A 22,450-nucleotide genomic window follows, 5' to 3' on the forward strand; every position below is an offset into this window, starting at 1 on the left:
AAGCAGTTAAAATAATCTTAATTGTTAAAATTCTCAATTTCTTCTTGAACTGTCTCCCATTGCATCATCAAATCTTCTAATTCAGCTTTCTTAGCCTGGTACAATTCAAAAAAGTTTGGGTCGGAAGCAGTTACCTCATAATTGGTTTCTAGAGCAATATCATCGTTTTTAATATCTTTTTCTAGCTGATTAATTTTTGATTCTACTTTGCTCAACTTATTATTAAGTGATTTTAAACGTTTTTGATCTTCATAGCTCTGCTTATTACTCTCCTTGGGTTTAGATGCAATTACTGTTCTTTTTTCAGCCTCTCTGAGGTTCTCTATATTTCTTTGTTCTAAATAAAAATCAATATCTCCAAGATACTCTTTGATTTTTTGGTCTTTGAACTCATACACAACTTCGGTTAAGCCTTGAAGAAAATCCCTATCGTGTGAAACCAGTATCAATGTCCCTTCAAATTTTTTCAATGCCTCCTTTAATACATTTTTAGATTGAATATCTAAATGGTTAGTAGGCTCATCCATTATTAAAACATTTAGTGGCTGTAATAATAACTTTGCGAGGGCCAATCTATTCCTTTCTCCCCCAGAAAGTACTTTTACATATTTTTCAACTTCTTCACCTCTAAATAAAAATGAGCCTAATATATCACGAACTTTACTTCTATTAGATTCATTGGCCGCATCAATCATAGTATCCAGAACAGTTTTATTTCCATCTAAATACTCAGCTTGGTTCTGAGCAAAGTAACCTATTTGAACATTGTGTCCTAAGGTTAAATTGCCACCATGTTCAATTTCTCCAACAATGATTTTGGCTAATGTAGATTTACCTTGCCCATTTTGACCCACAAATGCAGTTTTTGTATCACGGGCAATAGTTAAATTTACATTGTTGAGCACCTGTAAATCCCCGTAATTCTTTGAAACATTTTCTAGCTCAATCACAACTTTACCAGGAGTTATAGATACAGGAAACTTTAACGTCATTACACTATTATCATCTTCATCGACTTCAATTCTGTCAATTCGGTCTAATTTTTTTATCAGTGATTGAGCCATCGAAGCCTTAGAAGCCTTGGCCCTGAATTTTTCTATGAGTTTTTCAGTTTGTTGAATTTGTTTTTCCTGATTCTTTTGGGCAGCAAGTTGTTGCACCTTCATTTCATTTCTTAGCGCTAAAAACTTAGTGTACGGCTTTTTATAATCGTATATACGTCCTAAGGTTATTTCAATTGTTCTGTTAGTTACATTATCCAGAAACATTTTATCATGAGAAACGATAACAACTGCACCACTATAGTTTTTTAAAAATGACTCCAACCAAATAATCGATTCAATGTCCAAGTGGTTGGTTGGCTCATCTAGTAATAACAAGTCATTATTTTGAAGAAGTAATTTGGCTAACTCTATTCTCATACGCCAGCCTCCCGAGAACGTATCTGTTAGTTTATTAAAGTCTTCCCTTTTAAATCCTAATCCTTGAAGAATCTTTTCAGTTTCACCTTGATAATTGTACCCACCTAATATTTCATATTTGTGTTGAATCTCGTTAAGATTAATCATCAACTGATGGTAGGACTCACTCTCATAGTCGGTTCTTTCAGCTAATTCAGTATTAATTTTCTCTAGCTCAAGTTCGCAATTTTTAATATCCTTGAAAGCTTCATAAGATTCTTCCAATACTGTTTTACCGAATTCAAAATCAATATCCTGTTTGAGAAAACCAATTTTTAAGTCTTTATCTGCAGCAATTTGTCCAGAATCATAATCTTGTTCCTTTGACAAGATTCTAAGCATTGTAGATTTACCTGCTCCATTCTTACCAATTAGTCCAATTCTATCTCCAACACCAAGTTTAAAGGTTATGTCCTTAAAAAGGTATTCTCCTTGAAATGAAATGGATAAATTATGAATATTTAGCATAGGTTTTCTATAAATTACAATTGGCTTAAATGTCACAATTGTTACAACAATAGAACAATAAAAATTTATCTTTGCTCTATATTAAAAGACGCAAAATTAAAGGTTTTTAGTTATGATTAGAAAAGGAATGAAACTTTATAGTATTCTTTTCGGTGCATGTCCAAAATGCCATCAAGAATCCATGTATGTCAACCCTAATCCATATGCACTATCAGAAACCTTAAAAATCAATGACGAATGTTCACATTGCCATACGCGATACAGAATGGAACCCTCATTTTTTTATGGCTCTATGTATGTAAGCTACGCAATTGGAATTGCATTTGCGGTAACGGCATTTGTAGTAAGCTATAATATTTTTGATTCTTCCCTAATTACGGCTTTCATAGCAATAATAATTACCCTCATTGCGTTGATACCAGTAATTATGAGGCTTTCACGTAATATTTGGATTAACCTTTTTATGAAATATGATAAGAATTTAGTTAAGAATTAAAGCGTCTAAAATCTATTTCTCTATCTAACTCGGCATTATTCTCTATAAAATTGTAAAGTTCATTTGCGACATAAGGCGCAATCATTACACCTCGTGTACCTAAACCATTTAGGACATATATGTTTTGATGGTCTTCATGTGCACCAATTAAAGGTCTTCTATCCTTAACTGTTGGTCTAATACCAGCAACATGATTAACGACTTCAAAATCGCATTTAATGAATGTTTTTAATTTTGATGTTAATTCTTCCTTTCCTTCTTCAGTTGGGTTATTTGATTTGTCAGTCCAATTATAGGTAGAGCCAACTACGTAATTATCTTGACCAAGAGGAATTATAAAGACCGAGGACTTAATTGCAAAATCAATTTTTAAATCTGGAGCCTTAATTGTTAAAACTTCGCCTTTGGTTCCATTTAACGGAAAATCTTTAAAAAAGGGATTATTCTTTACGCCAAATCCTTCCGCAAAAACAACTTTCTTTGCTTTTATATTATTGTAAGAAACCTTTAGATCATTAATGCTTAGATTTTCATAGACGAATGCCTCATTCCTTAGGCTATCCTTTTCTATTAAAAACTTTTTATAGTGCCTTATCAAGGTCTCTGTATCTAGTCTTCCTGCTTGGAGGACTTCACCAAATCCAAATGGCGCAACAACATTTATATTTGAATTCTTGATTATTGTTGTAGATAAGTACGATTCTAAGGATGGCTTATCTGCAGCAGAAAACCAAAGGTTTTGTTCTTCAATTGAAGCAAATCGTCTTAATATTTGAAGTTGATAATCAATTTTTATACCTAATCTCTTTTCAATAACCTCGTATACTGGCAAAGCAATACTGAGTTGCTTTTTGGCTTTCCATACTTCTGTAAATCGTTTTAATATAACAGGGTTATATAATCCAGCTGCCACTAATGACGATTGTTGAGAGCCATCATCAAACACGACGAACGAGTGGCCGTTTTTATACAACTTTTCACAAAACGAAATACTCGCAAGACCGCAACCAACTACTATATAATCAACTTCTTTCATCAATGTAAAATTAATATATCTAGAGACAAGCTAACGATAAACGCTTAATTATTGCATAAAAAAAGCTCACCAATGGTGAGCTTTAAATTTATTGTGATGAGTTTAATAACTCCACATATCTTGTTCAAAGTTTCTGATCTTATCTTTTATTCGTTCAGATTCTAAGAGTTGCATAAGAGCATTTTCAGCGATGTACTCCTTAACTTCTCTATCGCCATAGACATTCTCTTCCTTGTAAATTAATCCATGGAATCGATGACTATTTAAGAGATGATCAAAGGAAATTGGTACAGCACTATTCTTATTATTGAATGCTTTGGACTCATGTAATATATCTCTAATTTCAGGAACAAACACCCAGAATAATCCTATTGGCTCTTTGTTTGCTTCATCATCAGAATCAATAAAGTTAACATCTGGTGCCGCTGGTGCAAGTGCCAAGATACGATACTTCATCTCACCTTGACGCTTATCAAAGTACCACATACCTTTAATTAAATATGACTTGATATCAAACGCTTCAATATTTCGTGTAACGATATATTCAGGATCAATATATCCATCAGCATTAAATTGATCATATCCAATATCTAAAGTATCGGTCTTAGTCATAGAAGCCATTAAATCTTTCTGTGTAAGCTCATTTGTAAAATAAGAATCACTGTACACTTTAGAGATCATACCACTATTAATGTTATCCATCAATACATGGTATAAAGAGCGTCTATCTCTACCAATATTATTTGTATCTATAGGAAAATACAATGGAAAATTTGCTCGCTCATCAAGGACAACGTTTTCCCAAATAATTTTGGAAAACAAAATATCTCTATCGCCAACATAACCATATTCAAGAGGTTTGTCATTATCCAAAAGCAACTCGGCTTCTGTTTTCATGCCAATTTCTTCTGGTATCTTAGCGTTGAGAATATTCGCCTGAGCAGACATACTGTTGAAGGCTAAAATCCCAACAAACGTTATTAATAATTGCTTTATCTTCATTGTATTCATTTTATTAATTTGAGGCCTTAGAACATGTCTATAACGCTCTATCAATTTTATTATTTCCTATTAATTAGATAATTCTACAACTACCGGAGTAACTGTTTTAATTCTAATTGGATTATTAGGTGCTTTAGCTTTGATATTGATAAATTGAACAATATCTCCACGTCTAGCAGATCTTAATGCATTTTTAGCAGCTGTATTTAAACGATTACCATTTACATTTACAGAAGGTTTACCAGGAACTTTCATTGTAAATGATACTATATTAATAGGTAACGTGAAATCGAAATCATCACCAAAGTCAGCTGAAAGTTTACCAATCTCAACGTTATTTCGTGGCAATTTTGCATTACCAACTTGTCCGTTGAACTTACCTAATGGTTTTGGTAAATCTTTAATTCTAAATGTTTTCTTATCTCCAACTTTAGAACCGTCATCTAAAGTAGCCGTAACATTAATAGTTACTTCTCTACCTGTTTGAGGTCTCATTTCATATTTACCGTTAGATAACTTTTTTAAACCAACTGCATTTGCATTGACTTTATTATCTGATACACCGGCAAATGAAATTGTCATCGGGTTTACAACCCCTCTATAAACTACATTCATTTTATCTGCAGATATAGTAGCAGAATTTGGTCTTGGTACTACAACATAGTTACCAGTAAATTCAATTGGTAATTCTACTCCCTTTTCCATAAAGGTAAATGTACCTTTAACCTCGTTTTCACCAACACTACCAGTAGTAAAGTTTAGTCTAGCATTACCTAGTGAATCTATTGCTCCTTTTTCAGTTAAAGCAACATCATTTCCGTTAATGTTTAGTTTAACAGGTGTTACACTAGCATATTTACCTAATACAACTTTTCCTTGGAATTTCTCACCAGCGAAAAATGCATTCTTATCAGGAATAACAATAGCTTGGTAATTCTTTAACGTAACTGCTTCTTCCAAAGAGTTACCTAAAAATACGTTATATAGGTTTGCTTCTGTTGTTTTAACATCATTTTGAAAAGAAGTCAATTTAGCATAAGATGCTATTGCAGGGAAACCTTTAAAGTTATAGTCTAAATAACTTAACTTAGCACCTTCCTCTGGTTTAATATCACTAAAGTCAAAACGTTTATCGAAATTCTCGATAGCTCTTTCGTATGTTACATCACCAGCAAGAACTTCTTTAACATCTGATTTATATTTTTCAAAGACTCTCATTACTTCTTGACCAACTTTGGTTAATCTGTCTCCAGTAAACCACTTTTCATCAAGATAGTCACCATTGTCCATTTCCTCAGCTGGTAACATTCCATTCTCCAACTCATATTTTCCACCTTCAAGGATGTCCTTTTTAAGTGATTCTATATATGCGTCAAATTTATCAGATATTGATTTAATTTGTAGTGCCTTATTAGCAACAACTCTAAACTCAGCTGGTTTTTCCTCAGCTTTTAGTGCTAATCCTTTTAAAAGATTATCATTAGAAGCTGTAGTAAATTCGTTCGTCGATTCAAATTTAGCGTCCATTGCGCTAAATGCCGATAGTACTTCTTTTGACATATTCATTGCCATCATAGCGATAAATACCAAGTACATTAAGTTAATCATTTTCTGCCTTGCAGATAGTTTTCCTCCTGCCATTGTGAATTAGTTTTTAATGGTTAATTATTAATTGTTATAAAAACTAATTAGTTTTTGTTCATAGCAGATAACATACCACCATATACACCATTTAATGATGAAAGGTTTGATGCTAATGATTGCATTTGCTCCTTTAATTTAGTAGCGTTTTCTACCGCTTCCTCATTAATTGCTGCCTGACGGTTAGCACTTTCCATTTGTACTTTGTAAAGACTATTTAAAGACTCCATCTGTGCCGCTGCTAAAGATAGCTCTTCACTATATTTCTTCTGAGCAGTTAATGAATCTACTGTAGGTGAAATATTCTTAGCAGCACCTTCGAAATTCTTAATGCTTTCTCCTAAACTAGACATAAGGTCACTATCAATTCTAGCCTCTTTTAATAAATTGTCTAATTTTTTAGATAATAATCCTTCTGCATCTTTAGGCTCTTCTTTTTTCTTCTTTCCTGACATTTGTCCTCCTGCCAATTCAGGGTACACTAATGACCAATCTAGGTCAGCTTGTTGTCTTTCGAATGCAGAGTAAGCGAATACTAATGCTTCTACTACCATACCTATTGTTAAGATCTCAGAACCAAATGGCCAGTGTTGAATCTTAAATAGTGCTCCTAGGATTACGATTGCTGCTCCTAATCCGTAGATCATGTTAGTCAGTGTTAATTTACCTTTTTGTGCCATAATTTGTTAAGTTTTAGTTTAAGTTAATGGATTTAACTTAAGTAGGTTAATTTTAATTTTAGGTTATTTATTGTTTAAGTTTAAGTATTAATTTGTGGCTGCATTCTTAGTTACCTCAGTTCCCATGTAATCTTGAACCGTTCTGAAACCAATATAGCTTCTTGCAGAATCCGCATATTCGTAATCTCTTGAGCTTACTTGTAGGAAATAAGCAACATCCTTCCATGATCCTCCTCTTACAACTTTACGTGCATTGTTTGGATCATTTACATTTGGATTAATAGTTGACGAATATTCATAAGAACCAGGATCGTAAGATCCATTCACCCATTCAGATACGTTACCAGCCATATTATACAAGTTGAAGTCATTTGGATCATAAGCATCCGCTTCAACAGTATATAAGGCTTGGTCTGCAGCATAATCACCTCTTAAAGGTTTAAAGTTTGCCATAAAACACCCTCTGTCATTTTTAGCATAAGGTCCACCCCATGGATACGTTCCACCTTGTAATCCACCTCTAGCTGCATATTCCCATTCTGCCTCACTTGGCAATCTATAAGCATTTATTGGTTGTTTTCCTTTACTTTTCTGGAAACCATTATGCTTTAAAGTTCTCCACTGACAAAATGCTTGTGCTTGTTTCCATGATACACCAACTACTGGGTAATCATCGTAAGCAGAATGCCAGAAATAGTCATTGTGCATAGGTTCATTGTAACTATATGCAAAATCTCTAATCCAAGCTGTAGTGTCTGGATAAACTTCAATTTCTTCTTTTATAATAACATCAGAGCGTTTAAGATTTCTGTCTTTTGCAGCTCTCTCTATATCCATATAAGTATATTGAAACTTAAATTGCTTTACATCCCACGTACGTTGACCATTGTAAGACTCTTCAAGAGGTAAATACATATTGTCCATTACCTCAGCATAGAGCTCGTCTGGATATTCATCTGTGTCAAAAATTAAATCCGCATCGTGATTAATTTTTCTCTGCTCATTACCATATGTATTAAGCATATAGCTTTCATAAGCATTAAGATCATCTGGATTAGAATCTAAGTAGGCAAATTCCCCAATGTCTCCACTACCAGGAGTTTTTCCTTCTAAATCTGCCATTTCAGCAAGATTTAATCTTAAGATAGAATCTCTCACCCAATATACAAATGAGCGGTACTCGCTATTTGTAATTTCAGTTTCATCCATATAAAATGCACGTACAGTTGCAGTTTTAGTAGGAGCATCTTGTACGCCAGCAATATCATCATCGGATTTACCCATAATGAAAGCACCTCCAGGAACGAGTGTCATTCCATAAGGCTTTTCTGGATGCCATTTTTTACCTTTAACACCTACTAATTGTCCACGGTCTCCAGAATTACAACTGGCTACCAAAACTAATACAGTGGTAAGTAAAATAAACTTCTTAATATTCATAGTAACTCGAGGTTAAATTAGTCGTCCTTAATTTTAAGGTGGTAAACATATTTATATATTTTCGAAAAAACAACTTTTTTCCAATTTTTTTTGCATTTCAACCTTAAAAAAGTGTATTTCATCGATGAAATTCAAGTAAAACTCCGACGAAATGCACATTTTAGAAGCTGTTCTTCCTGTAGGCTTTATACCACCTTTCCGGTATTTCACCCTTTAAAGCATGCAGGTAATCGGCATGCATGCATGGTAATAACGTATGCTTTTTTAATTTATTATTAACATCTGGTAAAAATGGAATTTCTATCCACCAACGATTAGTTTTTAGACTTTTGTAAAAAATCAATTCGTCATCATCTACTAAGACATTAAACTTTTGATAGTGCTTTTCGTTTGTAAAATTATCATCCTTAATTCTACAATTAACACCTTCAATAAAATACCATATCATCTGAGCAATTAACATAGAACTGGCATTGTCATTTCTTGAGTTATGGTATTCATATATACCAAATGAGGTAACCTTATTACTAATACCAGCATATCTACTAATGGCACACATCTCCTTACCAGAAAAACCATTTGGTGAATACTTTTGGTTATCACTTACTTCTGATGCTTGTACCGACTTTAAATCAATGGATACTATATGAGCATCGCGCAGAAGTGGTTCTACCATATTTATATCTGCTGAAACTTCTCCTAATCTATAAGCTTCAAAATAAAGCTTTTCCATAAGATCAATCTCCTCTTGAGAATTAAAATAGGTTTGATATCCAATTGTAGTGTAATTGAATAGATTATAGGGTTCTTCAACTATAACCTTACCTACATAACTATTGTTTTTAATTGGAAGGTTGGCATCACCTAAATCAAAATTAGTATCGATATTGACAATATTAACCATTGGCATAACATTATCATAAGCTCGATAATTTGAATAGGTTAAATCTTGACTGCCACCTAATATTATAGGTATAATGTTTTTTTCTAACAATACCGTTATAGCGGTTCTGATAGCAAAGTATGTATCCTCAACGGATTCACCCGGATCAATATCTCCTAAATCTGCAATTGTATTAAACCAATTTCCGGGAAAGAGTGAGTATAAAGCTACACGTATGGAATCAAAATGGAGTTCAGCGCCAATATAATTGACATCATTTCTTGTTTCCTTTACACCAATGATGGCTAATTGCACATCATCTAAATCTGGGATTCCGTTTTGTCTTGAGTGGACTTTGATTTTTTTTCCTAGCGCTTGCTGCGCTAATAGTTCTTTTTGAGCTAGTACCGCATCTGAAACAGGCGTTAGAAAATTAAAATTCATTTAAACTATTTCTTTTTAGCTGTTGTTTTTTTCGTGGTTCTTTTCTTTTTAAGAGCATTCTTTTCAAGTAGTGCTTTGGCTTCTTCGAGAGTCATTTTACTCACATCTACCGTTTTTGCTAGCTCTACTTTTTGCTTACCTTTTATTACGTTATGCCTTCCCCATCTAGCTTTTTCAACTCGAATGCCTTCGGCCTCCCATACATGAATAAGCTTGTCCTTTTCCTTTTGTATTTTATCCTCGATCAAAGTTACGATGTCTTCTTCAGAAAGATTATCCCAATCATATTTTTTATTAACATTTATAAACATGTTATTCCATTTAATAAATGGTCCAAATCTCCCCTTACCTTTTGTAACATCCAATCCTTGATACTTATATATAGGTGCATCGGCTTTTTCCTTTTCCTTTATATAAGTAATTGCTTCGTCTAATTCTACACCTAATGGATCTACTCCTTTTGGCAAAGACACAAACTTTTTACCATAACGTACATAGGGCCCAAATCGTCCATTGTTTACTTCAACCTCTTCATCATTATAATGTCCCAAAGCTTTTGGAAGTTGAAAAAGGCTCATTGCCTCTTCAAAGGTGATTGAACTTAATTGTTGGTCTGGTCCTAAACTCGCAAATTGAGGCTTTTCCTCATCTTCCGATGTGCCTATTTGCACCATTGGCCCAAACCTACCTAGCCTTACACTTACTTGACGACCCGTTTTAGGGTCTTCACCTAAAATTCTTTCTCCAGATTCGCGCTCTGCGTTCTCACTTACGTCTTCTACTTGAGGGTGAAACCCTTTGTAGAAATCTTTCATCATTTCTCTCCAATTCTCTTTACCTTCTGCTATATCGTCAAAACTCTCTTCTACCTTTGCAGTAAAATTATAGTCAAGAATAGACTCAAAATGATTTACAAGAAAATCAGTTACTATTGTACCAATATCTGTTGGCACTAATTTACCTTTATCAGAACCTACGCGTTCTGACAAGTTCTTTTCTTTAATACTATTTGACTCTAAAACCAGTTGAGTGTAAGAGCGTTCAGCGCCGTCTACACTACCCTTTTCCACATAGTTTCTATTTTGAATTGTAGAAATTGTTGGTGCATAAGTTGAAGGACGTCCAATACCTAATTCTTCTAATTTTTTTACTAATGATGCCTCAGTATATCTTGCAGGCGGCCTTGTAAATCTTTGAGTGGCTGTAATAAATTTGTTATCTAAGTTGTCTGCAACTTTTAATTCTGGCAGTAACCCAGATTGCTCCACATTTTCATCATCTGTACCTTCCAAGTAAACTTTGAGGAAACCATCAAATGTTATCATCTCTCCATTCGCAACAAACTGTTCATTCACAGTTTGTGATGAGTCTACTTTAATTTTAACATTGGTACGTTCTAATCTTGCCTCACTCATTTGCGATGCAATAGCACGTTTCCAAATTAAATCATAAAGACGAGATTGATCTCGTTCTGCATTTACATTTTGATTAGCAAAATTTGTTGGCCTAATGGCTTCATGAGCCTCTTGTGCACCTTTAGATTTTCCTTTGTAATTCCTTGGTTTACTATATTGTGATCCAAAAGAAGTTACAATGGCATCTTCAGCCCCTCGCTTAGCCTCATTAGATAAATTAACGCTATCGGTTCTCATATAGGTAATTAAACCAGCTTCATATAAACGTTGAGCATTACTCATAGTTCTGCTCACTGAAAAACCAAGCTTTCTGGCAGCTTCTTGTTGTAGCGTTGAAGTTGTGAATGGAGGAGCAGGCGATTTTTTAACTGGTTTTTTTTCAAGATCAGAAACTCTGTAAGATGCTCCCAAATTCTTATTCAAAAAGTCTTCTGCTTCAGTTTTAGAAGTAAAGTTTTTAGGCAATTTTGCTCTAAAACTAGAACCGTCTGCTGTTATAAATTCAGCATCTACACGATACGATGCCTGAGGATTAAATTGCTGAATATCACGCTCACGCTCTACAATTAATCTTACTGCGACAGATTGCACTCTTCCTGCGGATAATCCACCCTTAACCTTACGCCATAAAACAGGTGATAATTCATATCCTACAATTCTATCTAATACACGTCGTGCTTGCTGCGCATCAACAAGATTGTAATCAATACTACGTGGGTTTTCAATTGCTTTATTTATTGCCTTTTTTGTAATCTCTGAAAATACAATACGCCTAGTTTTCTCCTTATCTAGTGCTAATGTTTCTGCTAAATGCCATGCAATTGCCTCCCCTTCTCTGTCTTCATCACTAGCCAACCATACTAGTTCAGCTTTTTTTGCTAAATCTTTTAATTTCTTAACAACATCTTTTTTATCTTTTGAGACTTGGTATTTAGGTTTAAAATCACCTTCTACATCAACACCAAGTTCCTTAGAAGGAAGGTCTGCTATATGTCCGAAACTAGACTCGACCTTATAATCCTTTCCGAGAAATTTTTCTATGGTTTTAGCCTTTGCTGGCGACTCAACTATTACTAAATTCTTTGGCATTCTTCGTTTTTTTGAGGTTACAAATGTATATGAAAATAAATTTACAATCCTAATTTGTGTTTTTTTGAACCCTTCAGAAGAGCATATTTTGAACGAATTACAAACAACAAAGCCTTACTTTTTGTAAGGCTTAATTTAGGTATGTTAATTTAATTATAATTAATAGGTGTAAGAAATAGAATCCTCATAATCTTGAAGATTAAATATAATTTCATTTTCACCTTCAACCTGAAGATCAGTTAAATCAAATGATACTTCTTTTGTAAATACTGCGAGACACGCCTCCTGGTTAATTAGTATCAATTTTATATTCCTTTGAACAGGAAACGACTCCATAACCTCCTCAGATGATAATAACAAAAATTCCCATGTATCTCCACTGCAACCACTAGCCGACACTTCAAAGTTTAGACAGTCTTCCACTACCTCGGCACTAACTATTTGATAAAAATCAGATTGTGCACCTTGATATAAACTATTATCTGCTATAGCGAATTGATCGCACTCTGTTTCTGGAACTTCAACAACATCGTCGTCACATGTTGTATTTACAAACAACATGCAAAAAACAACACACTTTAATAGTATGGTATACCTCATTTTTAATCTTTAATTATAAGATTAAAGATACATTAATTGGTTGCGTATTTAAATGTTAAATTAAATTTTTATTAAACTGCCAGATTGTCATATTCTACAAATTAATCCTATCTTTGCATACTTATTGAATGCAGTAGAATTCATTATTAAAGATGGAAAAGACTATAGACGAGAATAAACAGGGAGAAGCCCTGATTTTAGATAATAAAGAGGGCAACTCAAAGAAGCTTTTTATTGAAAGTTATGGTTGTCAAATGAATTTTAGTGACAGCGAAATCGTTGCTTCAATATTAAGTGATCAAGGTTTTAATACCACACAACAATTAGAAGAGGCAGATTTGGTTCTTGTTAACACTTGCTCTATTCGTGACAAAGCAGAACAAACGGTCAGAAAGCGTTTGGAAAAATACAATGCTGTAAAACGCATTAACCCTAACATGAAAGTTGGTGTTTTAGGTTGTATGGCAGAACGACTAAAAAGTAAATTCCTAGAAGAGGAGAAAATTGTTGATCTGGTTGTTGGCCCAGATGCCTATAAAGATTTACCCAATTTACTTGCGGAAGTGGATGAAGGGCGAGATGCTATTAATGTTATTCTATCTAAAGAAGAAACATATGGCGACATTTCTCCCGTAAGACTAAACTCCAATGGTGTAACTGCTTTTGTTTCAATTACACGAGGATGTGACAATATGTGTACATTTTGTGTAGTTCCATTTACGAGAGGTAGAGAACGTAGTAGAGATCCTCAGAGTATAATAGAAGAAATAAACGATTTATGGTCTAAAGGATATAGAGAAGTTACTTTATTAGGACAAAATGTGGACAGCTACCTATGGTATGGTGGTGGTCTAAAAAAGAACTTTGAAAAAGCATCTGACTTTGAAAAAGCGACTGCTGTGAACTTTTCAAAACTATTAGAACTATGTGCCAAAGCACAACCAAAAATGCGATTTAGATTTTCTACATCTAATCCTCAAGATATGACTTTAGATGTTATTGAAACGATGGCTAAATTCGAGAATATCTGCAATTATATTCACCTACCTGTACAAAGTGGAAGCGATAGGATATTAAAAGCCATGAACCGCCTGCATACACGCCAAGAATATTTTGAGTTGATTGATAATATTAAAAGACTTATTCCTGATTGTGCTATATCCCAAGATATGATTTCTGGATTCCCAACTGAAACTGAAGAAGATCATCAGGACACGTTAAGCCTTATGGAATATGTTAAGTACGATTTTGGGTTTATGTTTGCCTATTCTGAACGTCCAGGAACTCTTGCTGCAAGAAAATTAGAGGATGACATACCTGAGGATGTAAAGAAAAGACGCTTAAATGAAATTATTCAGCTTCAACAAAAGCACAGCCTTTTAAGAACACAGGAGCATGTAGGTAAAATTGAAGAAGTCTTAATAGAAAAAGAATCAAAACGATCTGACCAACATTGGTCCGGAAGAAATAGCCAAAATACAGTTGTTGTTTTCCCTAAAGAACATTATAAGGTTGGAGAATTTGTCAATGTAAAAATAAATGATTGCACAAGTGCTACACTAATTGGCCAAGCCGTAGATTACTCCAAAAACAATCTATAAAATGAAGAAACTACTTATATTATTATTTGCTACCACCTTAATATTCTCTTGCGAAAATGAACCTATCGATGGTGATTTGTCTGGCAACAATAATAATGGTGGCACCACAGGTGGAAGTGAAAGTGATGACTTAAGCTTATTACTGTATGAATTAGATACCCAAATTAATTTTGATTTTTTTGGAGTGCCAATAGAATCGGTAACCAACTCTGATATCAATATTCTTAATGATAGAATTGTGTCCGGTGTAAATGCATTTTCTGTTAGTGGTAGTCCATTTGAAACGGAAAATCAAATTATAACTAGAAACAGTACTGGTCAAATCATAAGTGATATTTCCGTAAACTCGGGAGGCATAACTACTAATGAAACTCAAGTTTTCTATACCAATGGAATGATTACTCAAATCACTTACGATTATTATGAGGATGATATTGACGATTACACTTATAATTTCACATACGATGGTAATACCATTACCAGAACTGAAGTAGGGTCTTCCATTAGTACTATTTTTACGATAGACGGTTTTGATCGAGTAATTAGAAAAGAATCTTTTGATGGAGCAACCTCTATACAGAATGAAAGTGTAGTCTATTCTGGAGTAGGAAATATAAATAGCAGTGTTACTACAGGAGAAGCTCAAAGTAATACATCGTATCAATTTGATGACAACGAAAACCCTCTTAAAGCAGTTTACGAAGACAATTATTTATTACGCTTCTTAACAGATGATTACTCTGACGAAATTGGCCCACAGATAGCTCAATTTTTATCCAGCAATAACTGGAGTTCTGCAACATTCAATGATGAGGCATTCTCATTTGATCTTCAGTATAATACTGCCGGAAGAATCATTAGCAGAGATATAGCATACGATTTTGGAGCGGAGTTAGCATTTGAGTTTAATGAAAGATTTACTTACGTTAATTAAAAAACAATGGAATCTGTTCAAGCCATAAAACAACGCTTTGGGATTATAGGAAATGATCCCAAACTTAATCGTGCCTTAGAGAAGGCCATTCAGGTTGCACCAACCGACATTTCAGTTTTGGTTACTGGTGAGAGTGGTGTAGGTAAAGAAAGTGTCCCAAAAATTATTCATCAATTATCACACAGAAAGCATGGGAAATATATTGCTGTAAACTGTGGTGCCATACCAGAAGGTACAATTGACAGTGAATTATTTGGACATGAAAAAGGTGCTTTTACTGGTGCTACTCAAACCCGTTCAGGTTATTTTGAGGTTGCAGATGGTGGTACAATTTTTTTAGATGAAGTTGGTGAATTACCTCTTACCACTCAGGTTCGCCTATTACGTGTTTTAGAAAATGGTGAATTTATAAAAGTAGGATCAAGTAAGGTTCAGAAAACAAATGTTAGGATTGTGGCCGCAACTAATATTAATATGTTTGAGGCCATTAAAAAAGAAAGATTTAGAGAAGACCTTTACTATAGATTAAGTACAGTAGAGATTAATCTACCAGCACTTAGAGAAAGGAAAGATGATATTCATTTGTTGTTCAGAAAGTTTGCCAGCGACTTTGCCTTAAAATATAAAATGCCCACCGTTAAACTCACGGATGACGCCGTAGGACTTTTATTAAAATACCGTTGGAACGGAAATATCCGTCAATTAAGAAATGTGGCTGAACAAATCTCTGTTTTAGAGCAAAATAGAACTATAAATGGCGCAACTTTAAAACAATATTTACCTAATGCCGGAAATAATTTACCAGCAGTTATAAGCACTACAAAGTCTGAAAGTGATTTTAGCAGTGAACGTGAGATTTTATACAAGGTTTTATTTGATATGAAAAGTGACCTTAATGACCTTAAAAAGCTCACAATGGAACTGATGAAGAAAGGTAGTGTTTCTGATGTTCAAAAAGAGCATGAGCATCTTATCCAAAAAATATATGGGGAAGATGACCAAGACCCTATAAAAACGGAAACTGTAGTTGATGATCTCGAAGTGCTTTCAATACCAGAACATACTGAGACCATTGAGAATAATACCGTTGAAGTAGAAGATAAATATCATTTTGCTGAAGAAATTGAAGAAGAAGAAACACTTTCATTGCATGATAAAGAATTAGAATTGATTAAAAAATCTTTAGAACGTCATAATGGGAAGCGTAAGCTTGCAGCTGCGGAGTTAGGTATTAGTGAACGAACCCTTTACAGAAAAATAAAGCAATACGATCTTTAAGATAAAATTATGAAGGCAGTAGAAATATTTATGATTAGAAAGTCGTTTAGACCAAACAGTTCTGAAGCGATAAGAAAGGAAGCTGAAGACTTAATTAATGAAAAACATTATCAAGGGTATCGATTAATCAATGTTGATTTTGATGTTGCGGACAATGCAGGTTACATTTATGCCTTTATAACAATGAAACGACCAAACACCTATTAAATGAAAGATTTAAAGTTAATTATTGTTTTAGGACTCATCATTTCAGTGACAAGTTGTGGTATTTATTCATTTACTGGAGCCGATACCGGAAATGCAAAAACCTTTCAAGTTAATTTCTTTCAAAATAACGCACAACTAATTGAGCCTGGATTAGATATTGACTTTACAAATGCATTACAAGACCTTGTTCAAAATCAGACCAATTTAAATTTAGTGACAGATAGTGGTGATTTAATTTTTGAAGGTGAGATTACTGAATATAGAATCGCTCCTATGACAGCCACTGCTCAAAATACCGCTGCACAGAATAGACTTACTATGGCAGTAAATGTGAGATACTTTAATAGTTTAGATGAAGAAAAAGATTTTGAGCAACGCTTCACATTTTTCTTTGATTATCCCGCTGATGTTCAGTTATCAAGTGTAAAGAGTGAAGCCCATGAAGTACTTTTTGAAAGAATAACACAAGATATATTTAATACATCATTAGCCAATTGGTAATATATGCAACTTCAAGACCTTACATATTTATTACAACATCCTGAAGCTATTACCAGTTCTCAAACAGAGGCGCTTGCAAACAAGATTAAACAATATCCATACTTTCAACCTCTACATGCGCTTTACTTAAAAGGACTTAAGCAAAAAGATAGCTACAAATACAACAATACACTTAAAGTCACGGCTGCACATACTACAGATAGAAGTGTGCTATTTGACTACATCACTTCCGAGACCTTTAATCAAAATGAAATATCCCAACAGATAAAGCAAACTACCGAGTATATTAAATCCATAAGCGTAAATGAAGTAGATGATATTTCAGTAAATAAAAGTGTTACAATAGACGATGCTTTAAAGGAGCATATCAAAGCCACGGAAGGTGTTTTAGATCCTCAATTATTTGAAGCAAGGGAGAAGCCTGAAACAATTATTGAAAAAGAAGTTCCGAAAATTGAAGATTCAATTATATCAGTTGATGTTAAGAATATTAAACCTGATGAGAAACTGAATATTGGAAAACCTTTAGAGTTTGACAAAACAGAAAGTCATTCATTTGCTGAATGGTTAAAAATTACAAGTTTCAAGCCAATTGTGAGATCCGAAGAGGAGCAACAACATCAAATTGAAACAAAGGAATCTAAACCTCCCATTCAAAACAAATTAGATATAATAGACAAATTCATAAGCGAAAATCCAAAGATAAAACCAGTTGCACATCATCAACCAAAACCAAAATTGGTTAATAATGATGAAGATATTTCTGATAGTTTAATGACAGAAACTCTAGCACGGATTTATTTAGAGCAAAAAAACTATGATAAAGCCATTCAATCTTACAAGATTTTAAGTTTGAAATATCCAGAAAAAAGTAGTTTCTTTGCAGACCAATTAAAATTAATAGTAGAATTAAAGGATAATAATATATAAAATGAGTGCATTTACAATATTTCTAGTACTAATCGTAATCGTAGCGTTTCTGCTCGTGGTAGTAATTATGGTACAGAATCCTAAAGGAGGTGGTTTATCCTCTTCTTTTGGAGGTGGTGGCACACAACAATTAGGTGGTGTTAAGAAAACAGGAGACTTTCTAGATAAAAGTACTTGGTTTTTGGCGACAGCGTTAATCGTGTTAATTTTAGCTTCAAACTTAACTATGGAGTCTAATACAACTTTGGAGTCTAAAGCGTTAGACACAACGGAAGATACTACACTTCCTCCATTGAATACAACACCAGCAACTGATGATACCTCTGGTGGTAGTGACACTACCAACGAGTAATGCAACTATAAGAAAACACAAGCCAGCTCAATGAGCTGGCTTTTTTATTACTGCAAGTTTGTCAGTCTAATTGTCTTGGCATAATTTTCGAATAACGCTAAAGCGTTAAAACAATAATTAATTAATAAAAACTTAAATAGAATGAGCTTAAACATTAAACCTTTAGCAGACCGAGTTCTTGTAGAACCAATGGAAGCTGAAACAACTACAGCTTCTGGTATTATTATTCCTGATAATGCAAAAGAAAAGCCGCAAAAGGGAACTGTTGTTGCCGTTGGAAACGGTAAAAAAGACGAACCTTTAACTGTTAAGGTTGGTGACACTGTATTATATGGAAAGTATGGAGGAACCGAACTTAAATTAGAAGGCAAAGACTATTTAATGATGCGCGAGAGTGACATCTTGGCAATTGTTTAATCTATTTACAAATCAATTAAAACTTAGTACAAAATGGCAAAAGATATAAAATTTGATATTGAAGCACGTGACGGGTTAAAACGTGGTGTTGATGCTTTAGCAAATGCAGTAAAAGTAACATTAGGGCCAAAAGGACGTAATGTAATCATTGGAAAATCATTTGGTGGTCCTGCAGTGACCAAGGATGGAGTTTCAGTGGCAAAAGAAATTGAATTAGAAGACGAGTTAGAAAACATGGGAGCTCAAATGGTTAAAGAAGTTGCTTCTAAAACCAACGATTTGGCTGGTGATGGTACAACTACAGCAACAGTGTTAGCTCAGGCTATTGTAAAAGAAGGTCTTAAAAATGTTGCTGCTGGTGCAAACCCAATGGATCTAAAACGTGGGATTGATAAAGCAGTTGAAGCTATTACTGGAGATTTAGAAAAGCAAGCTAAAAAAGTTGGTAATTCTTCTGAGAAAATTCAACAAGTAGCTTCAATTTCTTCAAACAACGATAGTACTATAGGTGAACTTATCGCAGAAGCATTTGGTAAAGTAGGTAAAGAAGGTGTTATCACAGTTGAGGAGGCAAAAGGAACAGATACATATGTAGACGTTGTTGAAGGTATGCAGTTTGACAGAGGTTACCTTTCTCCTTACTTTGTAACTGATGCTGATAAAATGATCGCAGATTTAGAAAATCCATACATCTTATTATTTGATAAGAAGATTTCGAATTTACAGGAAATCCTACCAATATTAGAGCCAGTTGCACAATCTGGACGTCCATTATTAATTATCGCTGAAGATGTAGAAGGACAGGCATTGGCTACATTAGTTGTAAACAAACTTAGAGGTGGCTTAAAAATTGCCGCAGTTAAAGCTCCAGGATTTGGTGACAGACGTAAGGCAATGTTAGAAGACATCGCCATCTTAACTGGTGGAGTTGTAATCTCTGAAGAAAGAGGATTCTCGCTAGAAAATGCTGATCTTACTATGTTGGGTACTGCTGAAACCGTTACAATTGACAAAGACAATACTACAATTGTTAATGGTGAAGGAAAAGCTGCAGATATCAAAGCAAGAGTAAACCAAATAAAAGCTCAAATAGACACAACAACTTCAGATTATGATAGAGAAAAACTACAAGAGCGTTTAGCTAAATTAGCAGGTGGTGTTGCAGTATTATATGTTGGTGCGGCATCAGAAGTTGAAATGAAAGAAAAGAAGGATCGTGTAGATGATGCTTTACATGCAACTAGAGCTGCTGTAGAAGAAGGTATTGTTGCTGGTGGTGGTGTTGCTTTAGTAAGAGCAAAGAAAACCCTAGAGAAATTAGAAACTGAAAATTTAGATGAAACTACAGGTGTTCAAATAGTAAATAAAGCTATTGAATCTCCATTGAGAACTATAGTTGAAAATGCTGGTGGTGAAGGGTCTGTTGTTATCAATAAGGTTTTAGAAGGTAAAAAGGATTTTGGTTATGATGCCAAGTCAGAGAAATATGTAGACATGCTTAAAGCTGGTATTATAGATCCTAAGAAAGTGACTCGTATTGCTTTAGAAAATGCAGCATCTGTTGCTGGTATGATCTTAACTACGGAGTGTGCTTTAGTTGATATTAAAGAAGATACACCTGCAATGCCTCCAATGGGTGGAGGTGGAATGCCAGGTATGATGTAGTCAAGTGCCTCGACACACAGGCATTGACTAGAGTCAATAATAAATTAAAAGCCTTTGATGAGAATCAAGGGCTTTTTGCTGTTTCAATTTTATGGCTTGTTCACGTTTTAGTATTCAAAAAATAAATTGTTAGGTGGAGGCAGAAATTTCAATATGTGGATATTCACTTGATCTATTTTGAAAAGAGGTAATTTTTGGATTTTGAATAATTCCATCTTTAATCTCAATAGCTCGTCGTATAGTTTCGCTTTGGTTCCATTTTTCAGGACCTCCCATTATTATGGGTAAGTAAGGAATAAGGTTATTAGATATTTCCCAGCTAGCCGCATTCCATAGATATGAAGGCGTATGGTCAACCGCATAATAAAATAATTCTCCTGCCTTAAATATCGGTGTTTCAAAATTAGTAGGTTTAGCAAAAGAAAAACCCATACCTTCATCACAGCTAATATCTATAATTAGGCAACCCGGTTTAAGTCGATTATTTTGATCCTCAGGCACAAACATCAAAGGGTGATCTGTATCCTGAAGCATGCCATTCACAATAATATCTGCATCAATTAATTCTTCAACAAACGGACGAGACTGATTATCGGGATGTAAAGCTTTAAGATTACCATTTTTATCTTCATCAATTTGATAATAATTAACTCCGGTCATTTGGTCAGCGACCAGAAAATAATGACGTTGCGTTAATACAGTAATATCTTGTATCCCTCTTGCTTTTAATGCTCTTATGGCACCTCTGCTTACCGAACCAAAACTAATCACAACTGCTTTACGATTTGGCCCATAGTTTCCATCGATTCCCATCAAGTTCATGGCATGATGTACACCTGCATATCCTGCTATTTCATTATTATGTTGAAAGATATGCATTTGCCAATCTCCATGAGCTGACCACCGATGCATGGCTTCCCAGGCAATAAGTGTCAGCTTTTTATCAATCGCTATTTGTGTAATACGTCTTTGTTGTACACAGTGCGGCCAGCCCCAATGGATTGTCCCTTCTTTCATATCTTCAAAATCCTCTTGTACTGGTTTGGCTAATAATGCGACATCACAATGCTGAAAGAGCTCAGCCCTATTTAGAACACCAGCACTCATTTTAGTTAATTCGGAATCATTCATTCCAAAAGGCAAACCATAGCCCTCTTCAAAAAACAAATGGTCTCTAACCTCGTCATTTATCCAATCCAATTGATCAGGGTGAATTGGCACTCTTTTTTCTTGTTTTTTTCTCGAAGATCCGAAAACACAAACATTAAGTAAACTCATATGCTTATTGATTTTAAATTTTAGGATATGATAATCAAAATAAGTAATAACCGAATATGACAATCTACTTGTCAGTGATATATTAAAGATAAGAAAATCAAAGGCATCCTAAGATATTTATATTTAATAATTTATACGAATCTGTTTTAATATTATAAATAAAACGACAAAGAAGTTCACTTGAGACTTTTACAGCATATAAGTACTTTATAAAAAAAGCCTGAATTTAAATTCAGGCATTTTACTTAATTTCCATTTCCATTCTCACTTTCATGGTCTTTTACCACATCTTTGTCTCTGTATTTACAACATGGGTGAACTGAATTGTAGGCCTCTTCTGTTGCTTTAATTTCTTTGGTATCGTGTCCTACGTCAGCTAATTTTTGTGCAATTGTTTTAAGATTCGTTTTACGCTCGTCATAAATAAGTTTAAGCTCGTGCGTATCTACACTCCAAACAGCAGATTTAACTCCTTTTGTTCTAATTGCAGCTTTTTCGATTCGTTCTTTACACATCATGCAAACGCCATCTACTTCCATACTTGCCTTTGCATTTTTATTTTGAGAAAAAGCAATCATTCCAAAACAAAGGGCTAATAGAGTTATTATATTTTTCATGTTATTAATTTTTAAA

Annotated in this window: 21 protein-coding genes; 10 read left to right on the plus strand and 11 right to left on the minus strand. The window is 34.1% G+C overall.

What is annotated here, in order from left to right:
- Nucleotides 1-17: 17 nt before the first annotated feature.
- Nucleotides 18-1,928 (minus strand): ABC-F family ATP-binding cassette domain-containing protein, encoded by a 1,911-nt coding sequence (locus LBV24_RS00825; RefSeq protein ID WP_224476709.1) that lies wholly within the window; start codon nt 1,926-1,928, stop codon nt 18-20.
- Between the two features lie 112 nt (nt 1,929-2,040).
- Between LBV24_RS00825 and LBV24_RS00830 the strand changes: the two genes are divergently transcribed.
- Nucleotides 2,041-2,424 (plus strand): DUF983 domain-containing protein, encoded by a 384-nt coding sequence (locus tag LBV24_RS00830; RefSeq protein WP_224476710.1) that lies wholly within the window; start codon nt 2,041-2,043, stop codon nt 2,422-2,424.
- On the opposite strand, the gene LBV24_RS00835 is transcribed toward LBV24_RS00830, so the two are convergent.
- The 8 genes from LBV24_RS00835 to LBV24_RS00870 form a co-directional block, all read right to left on the minus strand.
- Nucleotides 2,414-3,460 (minus strand): NAD(P)/FAD-dependent oxidoreductase, encoded by a 1,047-nt coding sequence (locus tag LBV24_RS00835; protein WP_224476711.1) that lies wholly within the window; start codon nt 3,458-3,460, stop codon nt 2,414-2,416. The two genes, LBV24_RS00830 and LBV24_RS00835, sit on opposite strands and share 11 nt — an antisense overlap.
- Before the next feature lie 102 nt (nt 3,461-3,562).
- Entirely contained in the window at nt 3,563-4,462 is a 900-nt protein-coding gene (porN, locus tag LBV24_RS00840) for a type IX secretion system ring subunit PorN/GldN (RefSeq protein ID WP_224476712.1), read from the minus strand.
- A 69-nt stretch (nt 4,463-4,531) separates the two neighbouring features.
- Nucleotides 4,532-6,103, minus strand: coding sequence for a type IX secretion system motor protein PorM/GldM (gene porM, locus LBV24_RS00845; protein ID WP_224476713.1), 1,572 nt, complete (start codon nt 6,101-6,103; stop codon nt 4,532-4,534).
- A 47-nt stretch (nt 6,104-6,150) separates the two neighbouring features.
- A complete protein-coding gene (gene porL / locus LBV24_RS00850) occupies nt 6,151-6,783 on the minus strand; it encodes a type IX secretion system motor protein PorL/GldL (protein ID WP_224476714.1) in 633 nt (210 codons plus the stop codon).
- Nucleotides 6,784-6,870: 87 nt separating this feature from the next.
- Entirely contained in the window at nt 6,871-8,217 is a 1,347-nt protein-coding gene (gene porK, locus LBV24_RS00855; RefSeq protein WP_449667289.1) for a type IX secretion system lipoprotein PorK/GldK, read from the minus strand.
- A gap of 166 nt (nt 8,218-8,383) precedes the next feature.
- Nucleotides 8,384-9,550 (minus strand): formimidoylglutamase, encoded by a 1,167-nt coding sequence (locus LBV24_RS00860; RefSeq protein WP_224476716.1) that lies wholly within the window; start codon nt 9,548-9,550, stop codon nt 8,384-8,386.
- A 5-nt stretch (nt 9,551-9,555) separates the two neighbouring features.
- Nucleotides 9,556-12,054: a type I DNA topoisomerase gene (topA, locus tag LBV24_RS00865; RefSeq protein ID WP_224476717.1), complete on the minus strand. Its 2,499-nt coding sequence runs from the start codon at nt 12,052-12,054 to the stop codon at nt 9,556-9,558.
- Between the two features lie 159 nt (nt 12,055-12,213).
- On the minus strand, nt 12,214-12,654 hold the full coding sequence (locus LBV24_RS00870) for a hypothetical protein (protein ID WP_224476718.1): 441 nt from the start codon (nt 12,652-12,654) through the stop codon (nt 12,214-12,216).
- 152 nt (nt 12,655-12,806) lie between these two features.
- Between LBV24_RS00870 and miaB the strand changes: the two genes are divergently transcribed.
- From miaB to groL, 9 genes are all read left to right on the plus strand, one after another.
- Nucleotides 12,807-14,255 (plus strand): tRNA (N6-isopentenyl adenosine(37)-C2)-methylthiotransferase MiaB, encoded by a 1,449-nt coding sequence (gene miaB, locus LBV24_RS00875; protein ID WP_224476719.1) that lies wholly within the window; start codon nt 12,807-12,809, stop codon nt 14,253-14,255.
- Between the two features lies 1 nt (nt 14,256).
- The gene (locus tag LBV24_RS00880; protein WP_224476720.1) at nt 14,257-15,189 is read left to right on the plus strand and encodes a hypothetical protein; all 933 of its coding nucleotides are present in this window, start codon (nt 14,257-14,259) and stop codon (nt 15,187-15,189) included.
- Nucleotides 15,190-15,195: 6 nt separating this feature from the next.
- The gene (locus tag LBV24_RS00885) at nt 15,196-16,467 is read left to right on the plus strand and encodes a sigma-54 interaction domain-containing protein (protein ID WP_224476721.1); all 1,272 of its coding nucleotides are present in this window, start codon (nt 15,196-15,198) and stop codon (nt 16,465-16,467) included.
- A gap of 9 nt (nt 16,468-16,476) precedes the next feature.
- Entirely contained in the window at nt 16,477-16,674 is a 198-nt protein-coding gene (locus LBV24_RS00890) for a hypothetical protein (protein ID WP_224476722.1), read from the plus strand.
- Complete coding sequence (locus LBV24_RS00895) at nt 16,675-17,175, plus strand: LptE family protein (protein WP_224476723.1); 501 nt, start codon at nt 16,675-16,677, stop codon at nt 17,173-17,175. It abuts the gene before it with no gap.
- A 3-nt stretch (nt 17,176-17,178) separates the two neighbouring features.
- Nucleotides 17,179-18,105, plus strand: a complete 927-nt coding sequence (locus LBV24_RS00900; protein ID WP_224476724.1) for a hypothetical protein — start codon at nt 17,179-17,181, stop codon at nt 18,103-18,105.
- Nucleotide 18,106: 1 nt separating this feature from the next.
- Nucleotides 18,107-18,457 (plus strand): preprotein translocase subunit SecG, encoded by a 351-nt coding sequence (gene secG, locus LBV24_RS00905; protein WP_224476725.1) that lies wholly within the window; start codon nt 18,107-18,109, stop codon nt 18,455-18,457.
- Between the two features lie 141 nt (nt 18,458-18,598).
- The gene (locus tag LBV24_RS00910; RefSeq protein WP_224476726.1) at nt 18,599-18,874 is read left to right on the plus strand and encodes a co-chaperone GroES; all 276 of its coding nucleotides are present in this window, start codon (nt 18,599-18,601) and stop codon (nt 18,872-18,874) included.
- A gap of 33 nt (nt 18,875-18,907) precedes the next feature.
- Nucleotides 18,908-20,539, plus strand: coding sequence for a chaperonin GroEL (groL, locus tag LBV24_RS00915; RefSeq protein ID WP_224476727.1), 1,632 nt, complete (start codon nt 18,908-18,910; stop codon nt 20,537-20,539).
- Nucleotides 20,540-20,668: 129 nt separating this feature from the next.
- Here the strand turns inward: groL and LBV24_RS00920 are convergent, their stop codons facing one another.
- Both LBV24_RS00920 and LBV24_RS00925 read right to left on the minus strand, forming a co-directional pair.
- Nucleotides 20,669-21,817, minus strand: a complete 1,149-nt coding sequence (locus tag LBV24_RS00920) for a N(5)-(carboxyethyl)ornithine synthase (protein ID WP_224476728.1) — start codon at nt 21,815-21,817, stop codon at nt 20,669-20,671.
- Nucleotides 21,818-22,062: 245 nt separating this feature from the next.
- A complete protein-coding gene (locus LBV24_RS00925) occupies nt 22,063-22,434 on the minus strand; it encodes a heavy-metal-associated domain-containing protein (protein ID WP_224476729.1) in 372 nt (123 codons plus the stop codon).
- Nucleotides 22,435-22,450: the final 16 nt, after the last annotated feature.

It is taken from the genome of Winogradskyella vincentii (assembly GCF_020166345.1).
Taxonomy (GTDB): Bacteria; Bacteroidota; Bacteroidia; order Flavobacteriales; family Flavobacteriaceae; genus Winogradskyella; species Winogradskyella vincentii.

Coding starts and splice junctions, on each gene's coding strand:
- LBV24_RS00825 (WP_224476709.1), bottom strand. CDS start 1,928: ATGCTAAATATTCATAATTTATCCATTTCATTTCAAGGAGAATACCTT.
- LBV24_RS00830 (WP_224476710.1), top strand. CDS start 2,041: ATGATTAGAAAAGGAATGAAACTTTATAGTATTCTTTTCGGTGCATGT.
- LBV24_RS00835 (WP_224476711.1), bottom strand. CDS start 3,460: ATGAAAGAAGTTGATTATATAGTAGTTGGTTGCGGTCTTGCGAGTATT.
- porN (WP_224476712.1), bottom strand. CDS start 4,462: ATGAAGATAAAGCAATTATTAATAACGTTTGTTGGGATTTTAGCCTTC.
- porM (WP_224476713.1), bottom strand. CDS start 6,103: ATGGCAGGAGGAAAACTATCTGCAAGGCAGAAAATGATTAACTTAATG.
- porL (WP_224476714.1), bottom strand. CDS start 6,783: ATGGCACAAAAAGGTAAATTAACACTGACTAACATGATCTACGGATTA.
- LBV24_RS00860 (WP_224476716.1), bottom strand. CDS start 9,550: ATGAATTTTAATTTTCTAACGCCTGTTTCAGATGCGGTACTAGCTCAA.
- topA (WP_224476717.1), bottom strand. CDS start 12,054: ATGCCAAAGAATTTAGTAATAGTTGAGTCGCCAGCAAAGGCTAAAACC.
- LBV24_RS00870 (WP_224476718.1), bottom strand. CDS start 12,654: ATGAGGTATACCATACTATTAAAGTGTGTTGTTTTTTGCATGTTGTTT.
- miaB (WP_224476719.1), top strand. CDS start 12,807: ATGGAAAAGACTATAGACGAGAATAAACAGGGAGAAGCCCTGATTTTA.
- LBV24_RS00880 (WP_224476720.1), top strand. CDS start 14,257: ATGAAGAAACTACTTATATTATTATTTGCTACCACCTTAATATTCTCT.
- LBV24_RS00885 (WP_224476721.1), top strand. CDS start 15,196: ATGGAATCTGTTCAAGCCATAAAACAACGCTTTGGGATTATAGGAAAT.
- LBV24_RS00890 (WP_224476722.1), top strand. CDS start 16,477: ATGAAGGCAGTAGAAATATTTATGATTAGAAAGTCGTTTAGACCAAAC.
- LBV24_RS00895 (WP_224476723.1), top strand. CDS start 16,675: ATGAAAGATTTAAAGTTAATTATTGTTTTAGGACTCATCATTTCAGTG.
- LBV24_RS00900 (WP_224476724.1), top strand. CDS start 17,179: ATGCAACTTCAAGACCTTACATATTTATTACAACATCCTGAAGCTATT.
- secG (WP_224476725.1), top strand. CDS start 18,107: ATGAGTGCATTTACAATATTTCTAGTACTAATCGTAATCGTAGCGTTT.
- LBV24_RS00910 (WP_224476726.1), top strand. CDS start 18,599: ATGAGCTTAAACATTAAACCTTTAGCAGACCGAGTTCTTGTAGAACCA.
- groL (WP_224476727.1), top strand. CDS start 18,908: ATGGCAAAAGATATAAAATTTGATATTGAAGCACGTGACGGGTTAAAA.
- LBV24_RS00920 (WP_224476728.1), bottom strand. CDS start 21,817: ATGAGTTTACTTAATGTTTGTGTTTTCGGATCTTCGAGAAAAAAACAA.
- LBV24_RS00925 (WP_224476729.1), bottom strand. CDS start 22,434: ATGAAAAATATAATAACTCTATTAGCCCTTTGTTTTGGAATGATTGCT.